Raw genomic sequence first — 14,231 nt, 5'->3', positions numbered from 1 at the left:
CCTGAGCGGTTTGCATGTGAAAACTTTGCGCAATGTCAGAGAGCAGGCCAACAGGGACAAATTCGGTGGTGTTGAAGATGAAGGCGGCGACTGCCAGCGTAACGACCCGTAGCCACGCCACTTTGCGGGAAACAGTGTTTGTTGTCATAACAGATTATCGGGTGAGTTGCGAAAAAGTGATGAAATGATCTTAAAACGGTTAATGATGTGAATACAATGCATTTGTGATCTGGATCGCGTTTTCCGTTTCTCTGACGCTGATTCTTTCACGCGTCAGAGAGTCGGTAACATCACGGTTTAATGACGTTCAGGGAGGTCTGGCGTTTTGGAGGTTGCGGGTATAGGTGGTCTGACAGGGGAGCGAGGCCTGTTTTTCACCAGGTCTTCGTGAGTAACTTTTGGCGGCGTTTCATTTTTTACAAACAGTTTGAGGGTCCTGCGCGCCATATGTTTGATAATTTTATCATCACTTAATGATGCTGGCATCAACACGTCATTCAGATCACTTTCATTGGGATTCATAAATTGGTGATAGTGCAATAACATATTGGCGAAAAATAAAAAAAAGTCCTGAAAATGAGGAGATTCTTGTTCTGCTAAAAGGGATAAAAAGCAGATGCAGACTTCGGGTAGTACATGTTTGTTAGAACCTAATGAATCCATCAGGCTTTGCAATAAATCCTCTTTTAATTCGCCGTCTGTTATGTCGAGAATGGCGGTGATCAAGTTAGGATCTTTATTGACGAACCATCTGTGAACCTCAGAGTTACTCCATAATCGGGGGAGTATGACAAAATTACCGCGAGAGATAAAATTCAGGACAAGCAAATCAAACTGGCGTAAGTAATCTGCAGCGGTATGGCGATCCGGAGGCAGGGGTTCAATATGTGGTGTATGCGCTCTTTTAATGGGAACGCCAAGGTTGATCATTGGAAATTGTTCAATAAAATCATTCAGAAACAGAAATAGCACACGCTCGACGCCGGTCTGAAATACGCGCCCCATAGTGACAGGCTTTGGGTTGGGAGCGCAAAAATATTAATTTCTCCATCATGGCGAAAATTATCTAAATAAATAGGGCTTAAATTTATTACTACCTGAAATTCAATATTTTCTTTGTGTCTTCCATTCTTGACTGGATAAGTGAGTTTAAACTGAACCTTTTCATTGTATAGCGTGTCGTTACCCCGAAAAGAAGTCCTCTGAATATATGATAAGTTATCAAGGTTATTAAATATCTTTTTTGTGGCTGAGTTGATGTTTAAAGACGTGCGCCACTCTTCATCACATATTATTGTACTTAGCGCATCAATAAAGTCCTTTAAAACTTCTTTTACCTGAGGTGCAATATTACGTACGGGAAAATCATCAGGAAGAGATATGTAATTACTGATGCTTACTGGCGTAACCATATTTGCCCCATATAGTCATAAGTCATCGGAACATCACTATATAGGGCATTTGAGCTGCAAGAACTATCAAAAATAGCTCATTGGTAACCCTGTTTTGCCGAGTCAGGCACATCCAGTAGTTGAATAAATGCCTCAAGCGGACGCGTTTTCGCACCGCGACGCCAGACCAGCCAGGTTGTTAACCAACGCCATTGCTCAGCTAACGGCCACGCTTCAACCTGGTGATGCCCCGGCATACTTTCCAGCATAGAGCGTGGAATAAGCGCAATGCCTGCTCCTGCGACCACACAGGCCAACATCCCGTGATACGACTCCATCTCGTGAATAGTTCCCGGAGCGGCACCGTCAGCATGAAACCAGCTCTCGAAGTGGCGACGATACGAACAATTGGCGCGGAAGGCATAAATGTTACTGCCGTTAACCTGACTGGCGCGGATTACTGGCGCATGACCTTGTGGCGTGACGATCATCAGCTCCTCGCGGTATACCGGTATCCCGTCAATGGCAGTATGGTTAATGGGCCCATCAATAAATGCCGCATTCAGTTTTCCCTCCAGCACTCCTTCCAGCATAGTGCCGGAAGGGCCGGTGGAAAGTGAAAACTGAATTTTGGGATAACGATGGTTGAATTCCGCCAGCGTGGCCGGAATGCGCACTGCTGCGGTGCTTTCCAGCGAACCAAGAGAAAATAAACCTTGCGGCTCATCGCCAGCGACAACGCTCCGCGCTTCATCCACTAACGCGAGAATTTGTTGGCTATAGCGTAAAAAGTTATGCCCGGCAGGAGAGAGACGTAAACGCTGATTCTCGCGAATAAACAGATCTACCCCCAGTTCTGTTTCCAGCTGGCGTAGACGGGTAGTGAGATTCGACGGTACGCGATGCACTTTTGCTGCAGCCTGGGTAATGCTGCCAGCTTCGGCAACCGCGTTGAACATCTCCAGTTGGGTCAGATCCATAACATTCTCGATTCGTGAATAAGTGGCTTAATATTATTCATTTTAAAGCAAGAGTAAATCTGCGTATCTTCATACCATGACTCATAAAGGAGATACCCCGATGACCATTACTCCGGCAACTCATGCAATTTCAATAAATCCTGCCACGGGTGAACAACTTTCTGTGCTGCCTTGGGCTGGCGCTAACGATATCGAAAACGCACTTCAGCTGGCGGCAGCAGGCTTTCGCGACTGGCGCGAGACAAATATAGATTATCGTGCTGAAAAACTGCGTGGTATCGGTAAGGCTCTGCGCGCCCGTAGCGAAGAAATGGCGCAAATGATCACCCGTGAAATGGGCAAACCAATCAATCAGGCGCGCGCTGAAGTGGCGAAATCGGCGAATTTGTGTGACTGGTATGCAGAACATGGTCCGGCAATGCTGAAGGCGGAACCTACGCTGGTGGAAAATCAGCAGGCAGTTATTGAGTATCGACCGTTGGGGACGATTCTGGCGATTATGCCGTGGAACTTTCCGTTATGGCAGGTGATGCGTGGCGCGGTTCCCATCATTCTTGCAGGTAACGGCTACTTACTTAAACATGCGCCGAATGTGATGGGCTGTGCTCAGCTCATTGCCCAGGTGTTTAAAGATGCGGGAATCCCGCAAGGCGTATATGGCTGGCTGAATGCCGACAACGACGGTGTCAGTCAAATGATTAAAGATTCGCGCATTGCTGCTGTCACGGTGACCGGAAGTGTTCGTGCGGGAGCGGCTATTGGCGCACAGGCTGGAGCGGCACTGAAAAAATGCGTACTGGAACTGGGCGGTTAAAGCGGCGGTAGCCGGACGTTATCAGAATACCGGACAGGTTTGTGCAGCGGCAAAACGCTTTATTATCGAAGAGGGAATTGCTTCTGCATTTACCGAACGTTTTGTGGCAGCTGCGGCAGCCTTGAAAATGGGCGATCCCCGTGATGAAGAGAACGCTCTCGGACCAATGGCTCGTTTTGATTTACGTGATGAGCTGCATCATCAGGTGGAGAAAACCCTGGCGCAGGGTGCGCGTTTGTTACTGGGCGGGGAAAAGATGGCTGGGGCAGGTAACTACTATCCGCCAACGGTTCTGGCGAATGTTACCCCAGAAATGACCGCGTTTCGGGAAGAAATGTTTGGCCCTGTTGCGGCAATCACCGTTGCGAAAGATGCAGAACATGCGCTGGAACTGGCTAATGATAGTGAGTTCGGCCTTTCAGCGACCATTTTTACCACCGACGAAACACAGGCCAGACAGATGGCGGCACGTCTGGAATGCGGTGGGGTGTTTATCAATGGTTATTGTGCCAGCGACGCGCGAGTGGCCTTTGGTGGCGTGAAAAAGAGTGGCTTTGGTCGTGAGCTTTCCCATTTCGGCTTACACGAATTCTGTAATATCCAGACGGTGTGGAAAGACCGGATCTGACGCGACATATTCAGCTCTGATATACTCGCAGGTCTTTTCAGACCTGCGGTCCAGGAGTAGAAAGTGGCAGTCGCCATGGATAATGCAATTTTAGGAAACATCTTGCGGCAAGTGCGGCCGCTCATTGGTCAGGGTAAAGTCGCGGATTATATTCCGGCGCTGGCTACAGTAGACGGTTCCCGATTGGGCATTGCTATCTGTACCGTTGACGGACAGCTTTTTCAGGCCGGAGACGCGCAAGAACGTTTTTCCATTCAGTCTATTTCCAAAGTGCTGAGTCTCGTTGTCGCCATGCGTCATTACTCCGAAGAGGAAATCTGGCAACGCGTCGGCAAAGACCCGTCTGGATCACCGTTCAATTCTTTAGTGCAACTGGAAATGGAGCAGGGTATTCCGCGTAATCCGTTTATTAATGCTGGTGCGCTGGTGGTTTGCGATATGTTGCAAGGGCGATTAAGCGCACCACGGCAACGTATGCTGGAAGTCGTGCGCGGCTTAAGCGGTGTGTCTGATATTTCATACGATACGGTGGTAGCGCGTTCCGAATTTGAACATTCCGCGCGAAATGCGGCTATCGCCTGGCTGATGAAGTCGTTTGGCAATTTCCATCATGATGTGACAACCGTTCTGCAAAACTACTTTCATTACTGCGCTCTGAAAATGAGCTGTGTAGAGCTGGCCCGGACGTTTGTCTTTCTGGCTAATCAGGGGAAAGCTATTCATATTGATGAACCTGTGGTGACGCCAATGCAGGCGCGGCAAATTAACGCGCTGATGGCGACCAGTGGTATGTACCAGAACGCGGGGGAGTTTGCCTGGCGGGTGGGGCTACCGGCGAAATCTGGCGTTGGTGGCGGTATTGTGGCGATTGTTCCGCATGAAATGGCCATCGCAGTCTGGAGTCCGGAACTGGATGATGCAGGTAACTCGCTTGCGGGTATCGCCGTCCTTGAACAATTGACGAAACAGTTAGGGCGTTCGGTTTATTAATGCAGTCTCTCGATCCACTCTTCGCGCGTTTATCCCGTTCAAAATTTCGCTCTCGCTTTCGTCTGGGCATGAAAGAGCGTCAGTATTGCCTGGAGAAAGGCGCGCCAGTCATCGAACAACATGCGGCGGATTTTGTCGCTAAACGTCTTGCTCCGGCATTACCGGCTAATGACGGTAAGCAAACCCCCATGCGCGGGCATCCGGTGTTTATCGCTCAGCACGCCACCGCGACCTGCTGTCGCGGTTGTCTGGCTAAGTGGCATAACATTCCGCAGGGTGTTTCGTTAAGCGAAGAACAACAACGTTATATCGTGGCGGTAATCTATCACTGGCTGGTTGTACAGATGAATCAGCCATGAGAATTGCGGAAAACGATAAATAGCATTCCCAGGGTACCTTTATTTGCCGCCGCTGTTAGCGAACATGCTATCCTTTATGTGAATTTACTTATTACGTTGAGATAATTGCCACCCGCAATTGTATGGACAGATAATTAATGCATGTACACCCCATTTCAACTTTCCGTTTGTTCCAGGAAGGTCATCTGCTACGTAATAGCATCGCTATTTTTGCGCTAACCACGCTGTTCTATTTTATTGGTGCAGAGTTACGGCTGGTTCACGAACTTTCTCTTTTCTGGCCGCTGAATGGCGTAATGGCGGGGGTGTTTGCCCGCTATGTCTGGCTTAATCGACTGCATTACTATGCGATCAGTTATGTGGCGATGCTGGTTTATGATGCCATAACCACCGAATGGGGACTGGTTTCACTGGTTATCAATTTCTCCAATATGATGTTTATTGTTACCGTCGCCTTACTGGTCGTGCGGGATAAGCGTCTGGGGAAAAATAAGTATGAGCCAGTAAGTGCCTTACGGCTATTTAATTACTGTCTGATTGCCGCATTATTATGCGCTATTGTCGGGGCGATTGGTTCGGTCAGTATTGATAGTCTGGATTTCTGGCCTTTGCTTGCGGACTGGTTCAGTGAGCAATTCTCAACGGGCGTGTTGATCGTGCCTTGTATGCTGACGTTGGCTATTCCTGGAGTGCTGCCGCGCTTTAAAGCAGAACAGATGATGCCCGCCATCGCGCTTATTGTGTCGGTTATTGCCTCGGTAGTCATTGGCGGAGCGGGGAGTCTGGCGTTCCCGCTGCCTGCATTAATCTGGTGTGCAGTGCGCTATACGCCGCAGGTAACATGTCTGTTGACCTTTGTCACCGGTGCGGTGGAAATCGTACTGGTGGCAAATTCGGTGATTGATATCTCGGTCGGTTCGCCGTTCTCCATTCCGGAAATGTTCTCCGCACGTCTCGGTATTGCCACGATGGCGATATGCCCAATTATGGTTTCTTTTAGCGTGGCAGCGATCAATTCGCTAATGAAGCAAGTTGCGCTGCGAGCCGACTTTGATTTTCTGACTCAGGTTTACTCACGGTCCGGTCTTTATGAGGCGCTGAAAAGTCCATCGCTGAAACAGACACAACATCTGACGGTCATGCTGCTTGATATTGACTATTTCAAAAGCATTAACGATAACTATGGACATGAATGTGGCGATAAAGTGTTAAGCGTGTTTGCCCGGCATATTCAGAAGATTGTCGGTGATAAGGGGCTGGTGGCGCGCATGGGCGGCGAAGAATTTGCTGTTGCAGTGCCGTCGGTGAATCCTGTCGATGGTCTGCTAATGGCGGAAAAAATCCGTAAAGGCGTTGAACTGCAACCATTCACCTGGCAACAAAAAACGCTTTATCTCACGGTAAGTATTGGCGTCGGTAGTGGTCGCGCATCGTACCGAACGCTGACCGATGATTTTAATAAATTGATGGTCGAAGCCGATACGTGTCTGTATCGCTCGAAGAAAGATGGGCGCAACCGTACCAGCACTATGCGTTACGGTGAGGAAGTTGTCTGACATCTTTATTCATTCCGCGCGATTTGAATGCAATGTGTTCTACCACTTTATGATCCAGGAAAAGGCGTATTTCCTCGATTAAACCATGATCCGCGCCACACTTTTCTCATAAAACTGCTCATTAATCATCAGGAGTTGATCAAAACAGGGGTTCGGCGTATTAAAGTTTGCTAACCTGTCGTACCAATTCAAACAGGTTGTATGACTAATCAGAAGGGAACCCATTGTGAAAACACTAAATCGTCGCGATTTTCCCGGTGCACAGTATCCAGAACGTATCATTCAGTTTGGTGAAGGTAACTTCCTGCGCGCCTTTGTTGACTGGCAAATCGATCTCCTGAATGAGCACACCGATCTGAATTCTGGCGTGGTCGTTGTTCGTCCGATTGAAACTTCATTCCCGCCGTCACTGAGCACGCAGGATGGTCTGTACACCACCATTATCCGTGGCCTGAATGAGAAGGGGGAAGCGGTCAGCGACGCGCGTCTGATTCGCTCTGTTAATCGTGAAATCAGCGTCTACAGTGAATACGATGAATTCCTGAAACTGGCGCACAATCCGGAAATGCGCTTTGTTTTCTCTAACACCACCGAAGCGGGTATCAGCTACCATGCGGGCGATAAATTCGATGACGCGCCAGCGGTAAGCTATCCCGCAAAACTGACCCGTCTGCTGTTCGAACGTTTTAGCCATTTCAACGGTGCGCTGGATAAAGGTTGGATCATCATCCCGTGTGAGTTGATCGACTACAATGGCGACGCGTTGCGTGAACTGGTGCTGCGCTATGCTCAAGAGTGGGCACTGCCAGAAGCATTTATTCAATGGTTGGATCAGGCTAACAGCTTCTGTTCTACGCTGGTGGACCGTATCGTTACCGGTTATCCGCGCGATGAAGTGGCTAAACTGGAAGAAGAACTGGGTTATCACGATGGTTTCCTCGACACCGCTGAACACTTTTACCTGTTTGTGATTCAGGGGCCGAAATCCTTAGCGACTGAACTGCGTCTGGACAAATATCCGCTCAACGTGCTGATTGTTGACGATATTAAACCGTACAAAGAACGCAAAGTGGCAATCCTCAACGGTGCGCACACCGCGCTGGTGCCGGTGGCGTTCCAGGCAGGGCTGGATACCGTAGGTGAAGCGATGAACGATGCTGAAATTTGCGCATTCGTTGAAAAAGCTATCTACGAAGAAATTATTCCGGTACTGGATTTGCCTCGTGATGAACTGGAATCTTTCGCCAGTGCAGTCACCGGGCGTTTCCGTAACCCGTACATTAAGCATCAGCTGCTGTCTATCGCGCTCAACGGTATGACCAAGTTCCGCACTCGCATCCTGCCGCAGCTGCTGGCAGGGCAGAAGGCAAAAGGCACACTTCCGGCGCGCCTTACTTTCGCATTAGCGGCATTGATTGCCTTCTATCGTGGTGAGCGTAACGGAGAAACATATCCGGTACAGGACGATGCACACTGGCTGGAACGTTATCAGCAACTCTGGAGCCAGCATCGTGACCGTGTTATCGGTACCCAGGAACTGGTAGCGATTGTGTTGGCAGAAAAAGACCACTGGGAGCAGGACCTGACGCAAGTGCCTGGTCTGGTCGAGCAGGTTGCTAATGACCTGGATGCGATTCTTGAAAAAGGGATGCGCGAAGCTGTACGTCCGTTGTGCTAATAACACCGTTACTTCTGAACCCGGTTTCGACCGGGTTTCTTATTTCACTATATTAGTTACAACATCCTATGTGCCTTTATCATTAACAGATGCCACATGCAGCGCCTGTTAATGTTGTAAGCTTGTAGGTAATTTGTAAGTAGCGTCTTGAGAATGTGATCGTAATCACGTTTAATAGGGCGACTTTTTCACGCCTGAAGATAACCATGATTGTTCGTCCACAACAACACTGGCTGCGCCGTATTTTTGTCTGGCACGGCTCAGTATTATCCAAGATATCATCGCGCTTACTACTCAATTTTCTCTTTTCTATCGCTGTTATTTTCATGCTGCCCTGGTACACGCATCTGGGCATCAAATTCACCCTCGCACCGTTCAGCATTCTCGGTGTCGCCATCGCCATTTTTCTTGGTTTTCGTAATAATGCCGGGTACGCCCGTTACGTTGAAGCGCGAAAACTTTGGGGGCAGTTGATGATTGCCTCACGGTCGTTACTGCGCGAGGTAAAAACGACATTGCCGGATTCGGCAAGTGTAAGGGAGTTTGCCCGGTTGCAAATCGCCTTCGCCCACTGTTTACGCATGACATTACGCAAACAGCCACAGGCGGAAGTGCTGGCTCATTATCTCAAGACTGAAGATCTTCAGCCTGTACTGGCTTCGAACTCTCCAGCTAACCGTATCTTGTTAATAATGGGGGAGTGGTTGGCGGTTCAGCGCCGCAATGGGCAGCTTTCAGATATCCTGTTTATTAGCCTCAACGATCGGCTTAATGATATTTCAGCGGTCCTGGCAGGATGCGAGCGCATTGCCTATACGCCAATTCCCTTTGCCTACACCCTGATTTTGCATCGTACCGTTTATCTGTTTTGTATCATGCTGCCGTTCGCGCTGGTCGTGGACCTGCATTACATGACGCCTTTTATCTCTGTGCTGATTTCCTACACTTTTATTTCGCTGGATTGTCTGGCGGAAGAACTGGAAGATCCGTTCGGTACTGAAAACAATGATTTACCGCTGGATGCCATCTGCAACGCTATTGAAATTGACCTGTTACAGATGAACGATGAAGCCGAAATTCCAGCAAAAATTCTTCCCGATCGTCATTACCAGCTGACGTGATATTTACTCCATACGCCGGGCAACAATAAAAAGACGCGGAAATGCCAGCAGTATCTGTCCGTTCTCTTGCAGTGGATACTGCTCTTCCAGCATCTGATGGTAGCGCTTAAGAAAAAGCTGCTGTTCGCTCTCGATCAGATCCTGTAACCACGGACGTAATCCAGTGGCAGTCACCCAATCGATAATCGCCTGGTGTGACGGCATCTGGTGATAGTAGGTGGTTCGCCAGATATCGACCTCACATCCGGCTTCGCTCAAAATATCGTAGTAAGCATGAACGCCAGCCAACGGCTCACGCCCGCGATCCGGGTAGTTTTGTTCCCAGGCAACTTCGCGCATGAGCACATGGGTCGGCTCCAGCCAGTTATCTGGCATCTGTACTGCCAGCACGCCCTGCGGATTAAGTAAAGAAACCAGATGAGGAAACAATTCGTAGTGGTCGGGCAGCCATTGCAGTGAGGCATTAGCAAAAATCAGATCGAGTGCCTGTTCCGGTTGCCAGTTGCGGATGTCTGCTTCCACGAACTGGCAGTCTGGCAAAGCACTGCGCGCTTCAGCAATCATCGCCGGAGACGAGTCGATGCCTGTTATCCTGGCCGCAGGCCAACGTTGATGCAGCAGGGCGGTGCTGTTACCTGGGCCACAGCCAAGATCGGCAACGTATTTGATATTCTCCAGCGGCACTCTGGCAAGCAGCTCCACCGCCGGACGCGATCTTTCAGCGGCAAAGTGCAGATATAAAGAGGGGTTCCAGTCAGACATATTTTTACTCCCGTCAGCGCGTTACCCCAATTGTAGATAAAAATGATAAATTCGCCTCACGGCATCAACCCATTGAACAGACGTTTTTTACGCGGCCCGGTCATTAAAGATTCCAGTTTCGCGACACAGGTTTTGTAGTGAGGCGTGGTTTTATGGAATGCCACTGCGTCTTCATCTTTATAGGCTTCGTAAATATAAAAGCGCGAATTCACTTCTGGGTCCTGTAAGACATCGAAGCGCAAATTGCCTTCTTCCTGTACAGAGCCCAGGTGGTTCTGGCGAAAAACTTCGATAAACTCGTCAATCTTGTCTTCATGAACGTTAATTTCAACCAGTGTGACGTGCATAATTCTTCTCCTTAAATCCGCAGTTACTGTTTTTCACTCAGATAGAGTTCATATGCCCGATCAGCCGTTTCGTTATGGTGAACCACCGCCTGTACGGCTTTCATCATCGCCACCGGATGGTCAGACTGGAAAATATTACGCCCCATATCCACACCAGAAGCGCCCTGATCGATAGCCTGCCAGCACATTTCCAGCGCCTCGCGCTCCGGTAATTTTTTACCGCCAGCAATAACAATGGGTACCGGACATCCGGCAACAATCCGTTCAAAACCTTTTTCGACATAATAGGTTTTGATAATTTGCGCCCCCATTTCAGCGGCGATTCGAGTCGCGAGCGAGAAATAACGCTGATCGCGCACCATATCTTTGCCCACGCCAGTCACGGCCATGGTCGGCATTCCCACTTTCATTCCGGCATCAACCAGCTGAATAATATTTTTGATCGACTGATGTTCATATTCGCTGCCGATATAAACCTGCGCCGCCACCGCGCAACTGTTCAGGCGCACGGCATCATCCATCGATAACGCCACGGCTTCATTACTTAATTCCGCCAGAATAGAGTTCGCACCTGACGCCCGCAGTACCACCGGCTTATTGGTCGCTGGGGGAACTACGCTGCGCAAAATGCCGCGCGTACACATTAATACATCGGCATGTTCAAACAGCGGGGCGATATTTATATCAATGCGTTCAAGTCCGGTAGTCGGCCCCTGAAAATAACCATGATCAAAGGCCAGCATCACGGTATTACCCGTTTTCGGATTAAATATCCGCGATAAGCGTGACTGCATTCCCCAATCCAGCGCACCGCAACCTTTCAGGGTAAAAGGGATATTTTGTTGCGGTTGATCGGTACGAAAATCTTTACCATCTTTAATATCGTCTAAATCTGCCATAACTTACTCCGGTTAAGTAATGCACATCAGAAATCGTATTTGCCGATATTCTCTTTGTTGAATATCACGCGCTCCGGTAACAGTACGATGCCATTACCATCCGCTTCGTAGTCATAGCCCTGAACGCTGTTTGGCGAGACTTCCACCTGACCTACGCCCTGGATATCCAGCTTGTCGCCCGTTTTCATTGATCCTTTTTTCAATAATGCATCCGCGACATACACTGAAATTTTGCCTTGCTGAACCACATCCCACAGGCCAAATTCTTTCACCGTGCCGCGTTCCACATATGGACGCATCACGTTTGGCGTACTGAATCCGACAATCGCAACTTTGTCATTTTTCAGGTTTTCTGCGGCTTGTGCGGCAGCGGGCAGGGCGTTGGCGTCGGGGGCGATAATGGCGTCGAGATCGCTATACGCTTTTAATATTCCTTCTGCGGTTTGTAATGATTTAGTGGCATCGTTATAGCCAAACTGCGTAGTGACAATTTCCCAGCCAGGATGCTCTTTGGCGATTTTCGCTTTCGCTTCTTTCACCCACTGGTTTTGGTCCGTAACGGTGGGGCTTGAGTAGAAAAACGCGACTTTGGCTTTGTCTTTATTCACCTGACGCGCCGCCATATCCACCAATATACCTCCCAACTGGGCGGGCGTTCCCTGATTAATGTAGTAAGAGCGGCACTCCGGTTTAGTATCAGAGTCCCAGGTCAGCACTCTCACACCACGTTGCATGGCGCGTTTCAGTGCCGGACACAAGCCATCAGGCGAAACCGCAGAAACGATAATGGCGTTATAACCTTGATTGACGAAGTTATTAATCAACTGTACCTGACCAGAAACACTGGGTTCTGTCGGCCCGTCGTAGGTCACATCAACGCTCAGCTCTTTACCCGCTTGTTGTGCGCCGTTGCCACCGCTGGTAAAAAATCCCACGCCAACCAGTTTGGGAATAAATGCAATACGCTCTGCGGCCTGCACATTCATAGAGATTGCGGCAATGCCAAGAGCGCTAAGTAAGGCGATTTTCTTAAAGCGATGAAGTGTCATGAAGATATCCTTTATGGCAATGGGTTATTGGCCCGACGCGCCAGCCACTCTTTAATTTGCTGGCGATGCAGGCTAACGGAACGACCTACGACAACGACGATAAGTAGCGCACCGGAAAGGGCGCTGGACACCTGATTTGGCACTCCTGCCATTTGCAAACCTTGTTGCAAATATCCCACTAATAAAACCGCAATGGCGGTGCCGATAATGGAACCGGAACCACCATAAATATTGGCACCGCCAAGCACCACGGCGGTGATGGCGGGCATCAGAAACGACGCACCGAGATCGGAACGTGCTGAACCAAAATACGATACCAGCAGCACAGCGGCGACCGCAGACGCCAGCCCCGTCATGGCATAGAGCGCACATAAGGTGCGGTTAACTGGAATCGCGCTATAAAGCGCCACGCGCGGGCTTTGCCCAATCAAAAACACATTACGTCCGGCATGGGTTTTATGCAGCCAGAGCCAGAAAACGAGGAGACATATCAGGAAGATAATCAGCGGAACGGGGAGTCCCAGCACATCCAGGTTAGCGAAATCTGTAAACGCCATCGGGAATCCACCAATACCTTCGTACCCCGTCGCTCCGGCCATACCGGAAAGCAGCAGAGCGCTTCCGGCAAACAGATACAGCGTGCCAAGCGTAATCACCAGCGGGTTAACTTTGGTATAGATAATTAATCCGGCGTTGATCAGCCCGCACAATGCGCCGAGCAGTAAGGTCAGGAGTATCGCCAGCGGCATCGGCACACCACTTTGAAACAGTACGCCCAATGCAATGGCGCAGAGGCCGATGGTCGAACCAAACGAAATATCGATCCCGCCACTGACAATCACCATCGTCAGCGGTAGGGCGACAATGCCAATGCAGATAAAGTCACTGGTGCTGAACAGCAACATATTGAGATCTAACATTCGCGGGTTAATTGCACCAAATGCGACAATCTCAATAACGAGCAGTGCGGCAAGAGCCAGTTCCCAACCGTAGCGAATACGCATTATGCGGCCTCCCGTTTTTTACCTGACGAAGCGGGTTTAACGGATGGCGGTGGCGTCATAAAGCGGGCATATTTTTGCCGCCGTAGATTACGTTCCAGTGCACAACGCAGGCGTCCATCAAACACCAGCACCGCCAGCAGCACGAGGCCCGCGATAAAATCGTTCCACCATGCCGGAATGCGCAACAGCACCAGTACGCTATCGATCTGCGTCAGGAACCATGCGCCGAGTACCGCACCGATGATCGCACCGGAACCGCCGAGCAAACTAATGCCGCCCAGCACGCAGGCTGCAATTGCTTTCATCTCCAGCCCGGTACCGGTCTGGTTGGGGATAAAACCAATCTGCGAAGCAAACACAATTCCCGCCAGTGCCGCCATGCAGCCGTTCAACGAAAATGCCACAATGCGAATGGCTTCCGTACGAACACCCAGTTGACGAGCGCCCTGTAAATTATCGCCCGTGGCATAAAAACTGCGTCCAAACGCCGTCTTTGCCAGCAGCCAGGCCATAAATGCCACCAGAATTATCGTCAACCAACCAATCGCGGAAACGCCAAACAGCAGCGGTGCGGAGAGCTGTTTCAGTTCGGCGGGTAACCCTTCAATCCATTTACCGCCAGTCCACAGCAACATGATGCCTCTGTACAACCC

Annotated in this window: 11 protein-coding genes and 4 pseudogenes (1 of these 15 only partly in view); 6 read left to right on the top strand and 9 right to left on the bottom strand. The window is 49.7% G+C overall.

The window, feature by feature from the left end; translation table 11 throughout:
• From QZF50_RS18270 to QZF50_RS18260, 3 genes and pseudogenes are all read right to left on the bottom strand, one after another.
• Positions 1-148 (bottom strand): annotated as a pseudogene (locus tag QZF50_RS18270) (sugar MFS transporter); the annotation flags it as partial.
• A 149-nt stretch (positions 149-297) separates the two neighbouring features.
• Positions 298-1,412 (bottom strand): annotated as a pseudogene (gene yneK, locus QZF50_RS18265) (putative protein YneK).
• Positions 1,413-1,489: 77 nt separating this feature from the next.
• Positions 1,490-2,371, bottom strand: a complete 882-nt coding sequence (locus QZF50_RS18260; RefSeq protein WP_000366496.1) for a LysR family transcriptional regulator — start codon at positions 2,369-2,371, stop codon at positions 1,490-1,492.
• Between the two features lie 100 nt (positions 2,372-2,471).
• Between QZF50_RS18260 and sad the strand changes: the two are divergent.
• The 6 genes and pseudogenes from sad to QZF50_RS18230 all read left to right on the top strand — a co-directional run bounded on the left by sad (position 2,472) and on the right by QZF50_RS18230 (position 9,517).
• Positions 2,472-3,813 (top strand): annotated as a pseudogene (gene sad, locus QZF50_RS18255) (succinate-semialdehyde dehydrogenase).
• 63 nt (positions 3,814-3,876) lie between these two features.
• Positions 3,877-4,803, top strand: coding sequence for a glutaminase B (gene glsB / locus QZF50_RS18250; protein ID WP_000257428.1), 927 nt, complete (start codon positions 3,877-3,879; stop codon positions 4,801-4,803).
• Positions 4,803-5,162: a DUF4186 domain-containing protein gene (locus tag QZF50_RS18245; RefSeq protein ID WP_001191027.1), complete on the top strand. Its 360-nt coding sequence runs from the start codon at positions 4,803-4,805 to the stop codon at positions 5,160-5,162. Before glsB ends, QZF50_RS18245 begins: the two co-directional genes overlap by 1 nt.
• A 137-nt stretch (positions 5,163-5,299) precedes the next feature.
• Positions 5,300-6,718 (top strand): diguanylate cyclase, encoded by a 1,419-nt coding sequence (locus tag QZF50_RS18240; RefSeq protein ID WP_000558044.1) that lies wholly within the window; start codon positions 5,300-5,302, stop codon positions 6,716-6,718.
• 226 nt (positions 6,719-6,944) lie between these two features.
• Entirely contained in the window at positions 6,945-8,396 is a 1,452-nt protein-coding gene (gene uxaB, locus QZF50_RS18235; RefSeq protein ID WP_000854624.1) for a tagaturonate reductase, read from the top strand.
• Positions 8,397-8,602: 206 nt separating this feature from the next.
• Complete coding sequence (locus tag QZF50_RS18230; protein WP_000637082.1) at positions 8,603-9,517, top strand: bestrophin family protein; 915 nt, start codon at positions 8,603-8,605, stop codon at positions 9,515-9,517.
• Positions 9,518-9,520: 3 nt separating this feature from the next.
• On the opposite strand, the gene tam is transcribed toward QZF50_RS18230, so the two are convergent.
• The 6 genes and pseudogenes from tam to lsrC all read right to left on the bottom strand — a co-directional run.
• On the bottom strand, positions 9,521-10,279 hold the full coding sequence (gene tam, locus QZF50_RS18225; protein ID WP_001286565.1) for a trans-aconitate 2-methyltransferase: 759 nt from the start codon (positions 10,277-10,279) through the stop codon (positions 9,521-9,523).
• Positions 10,280-10,335: 56 nt separating this feature from the next.
• Positions 10,336-10,626, bottom strand: a complete 291-nt coding sequence (gene lsrG, locus QZF50_RS18220; protein ID WP_000558520.1) for a (4S)-4-hydroxy-5-phosphonooxypentane-2,3-dione isomerase — start codon at positions 10,624-10,626, stop codon at positions 10,336-10,338.
• Between the two features lie 23 nt (positions 10,627-10,649).
• Complete coding sequence (gene lsrF, locus QZF50_RS18215; protein ID WP_000774189.1) at positions 10,650-11,525, bottom strand: 3-hydroxy-5-phosphonooxypentane-2,4-dione thiolase; 876 nt, start codon at positions 11,523-11,525, stop codon at positions 10,650-10,652.
• A 26-nt stretch (positions 11,526-11,551) separates the two neighbouring features.
• Positions 11,552-12,574 (bottom strand): autoinducer 2 ABC transporter substrate-binding protein LsrB, encoded by a 1,023-nt coding sequence (gene lsrB, locus QZF50_RS18210; protein WP_000172475.1) that lies wholly within the window; start codon positions 12,572-12,574, stop codon positions 11,552-11,554.
• Between the two features lie 11 nt (positions 12,575-12,585).
• A complete protein-coding gene (lsrD, locus tag QZF50_RS18205; protein ID WP_001222721.1) occupies positions 12,586-13,578 on the bottom strand; it encodes an autoinducer 2 ABC transporter permease LsrD in 993 nt (330 codons plus the stop codon).
• Positions 13,578-14,231: pseudogene (lsrC, locus tag QZF50_RS18200) on the bottom strand (autoinducer 2 ABC transporter permease LsrC) (it continues 380 nt past the right edge of the window). The gene lsrD and the pseudogene lsrC overlap by 1 nt, the downstream one beginning before the upstream one ends.

The organism is uncultured Escherichia sp., from assembly GCF_948475835.1.
Lineage (GTDB): Bacteria > Pseudomonadota > Gammaproteobacteria > Enterobacterales > Enterobacteriaceae > ECMA0423.
This window is presented reverse-complemented; position numbering and strand designations above follow the sequence as displayed.

What these genes read in the sequence shown, in the direction of transcription:
- QZF50_RS18260 (WP_000366496.1), bottom strand. Translation starts at nt 2,371, where the DNA reads ATGGATCTGACCCAACTGGAGATGTTCAACGCGGTTGCCGAAGCTGGC.
- QZF50_RS18245 (WP_001191027.1), top strand. Translation starts at nt 4,803, where the DNA reads ATGCAGTCTCTCGATCCACTCTTCGCGCGTTTATCCCGTTCAAAATTT.
- QZF50_RS18240 (WP_000558044.1), top strand. Translation starts at nt 5,300, where the DNA reads ATGCATGTACACCCCATTTCAACTTTCCGTTTGTTCCAGGAAGGTCAT.
- QZF50_RS18230 (WP_000637082.1), top strand. Translation starts at nt 8,603, where the DNA reads ATGATTGTTCGTCCACAACAACACTGGCTGCGCCGTATTTTTGTCTGG.
- tam (WP_001286565.1), bottom strand. Translation starts at nt 10,279, where the DNA reads ATGTCTGACTGGAACCCCTCTTTATATCTGCACTTTGCCGCTGAAAGA.
- lsrG (WP_000558520.1), bottom strand. Translation starts at nt 10,626, where the DNA reads ATGCACGTCACACTGGTTGAAATTAACGTTCATGAAGACAAGATTGAC.
- lsrF (WP_000774189.1), bottom strand. Translation starts at nt 11,525, where the DNA reads ATGGCAGATTTAGACGATATTAAAGATGGTAAAGATTTTCGTACCGAT.
- lsrB (WP_000172475.1), bottom strand. Translation starts at nt 12,574, where the DNA reads ATGACACTTCATCGCTTTAAGAAAATCGCCTTACTTAGCGCTCTTGGC.
- lsrD (WP_001222721.1), bottom strand. Translation starts at nt 13,578, where the DNA reads ATGCGTATTCGCTACGGTTGGGAACTGGCTCTTGCCGCACTGCTCGTT.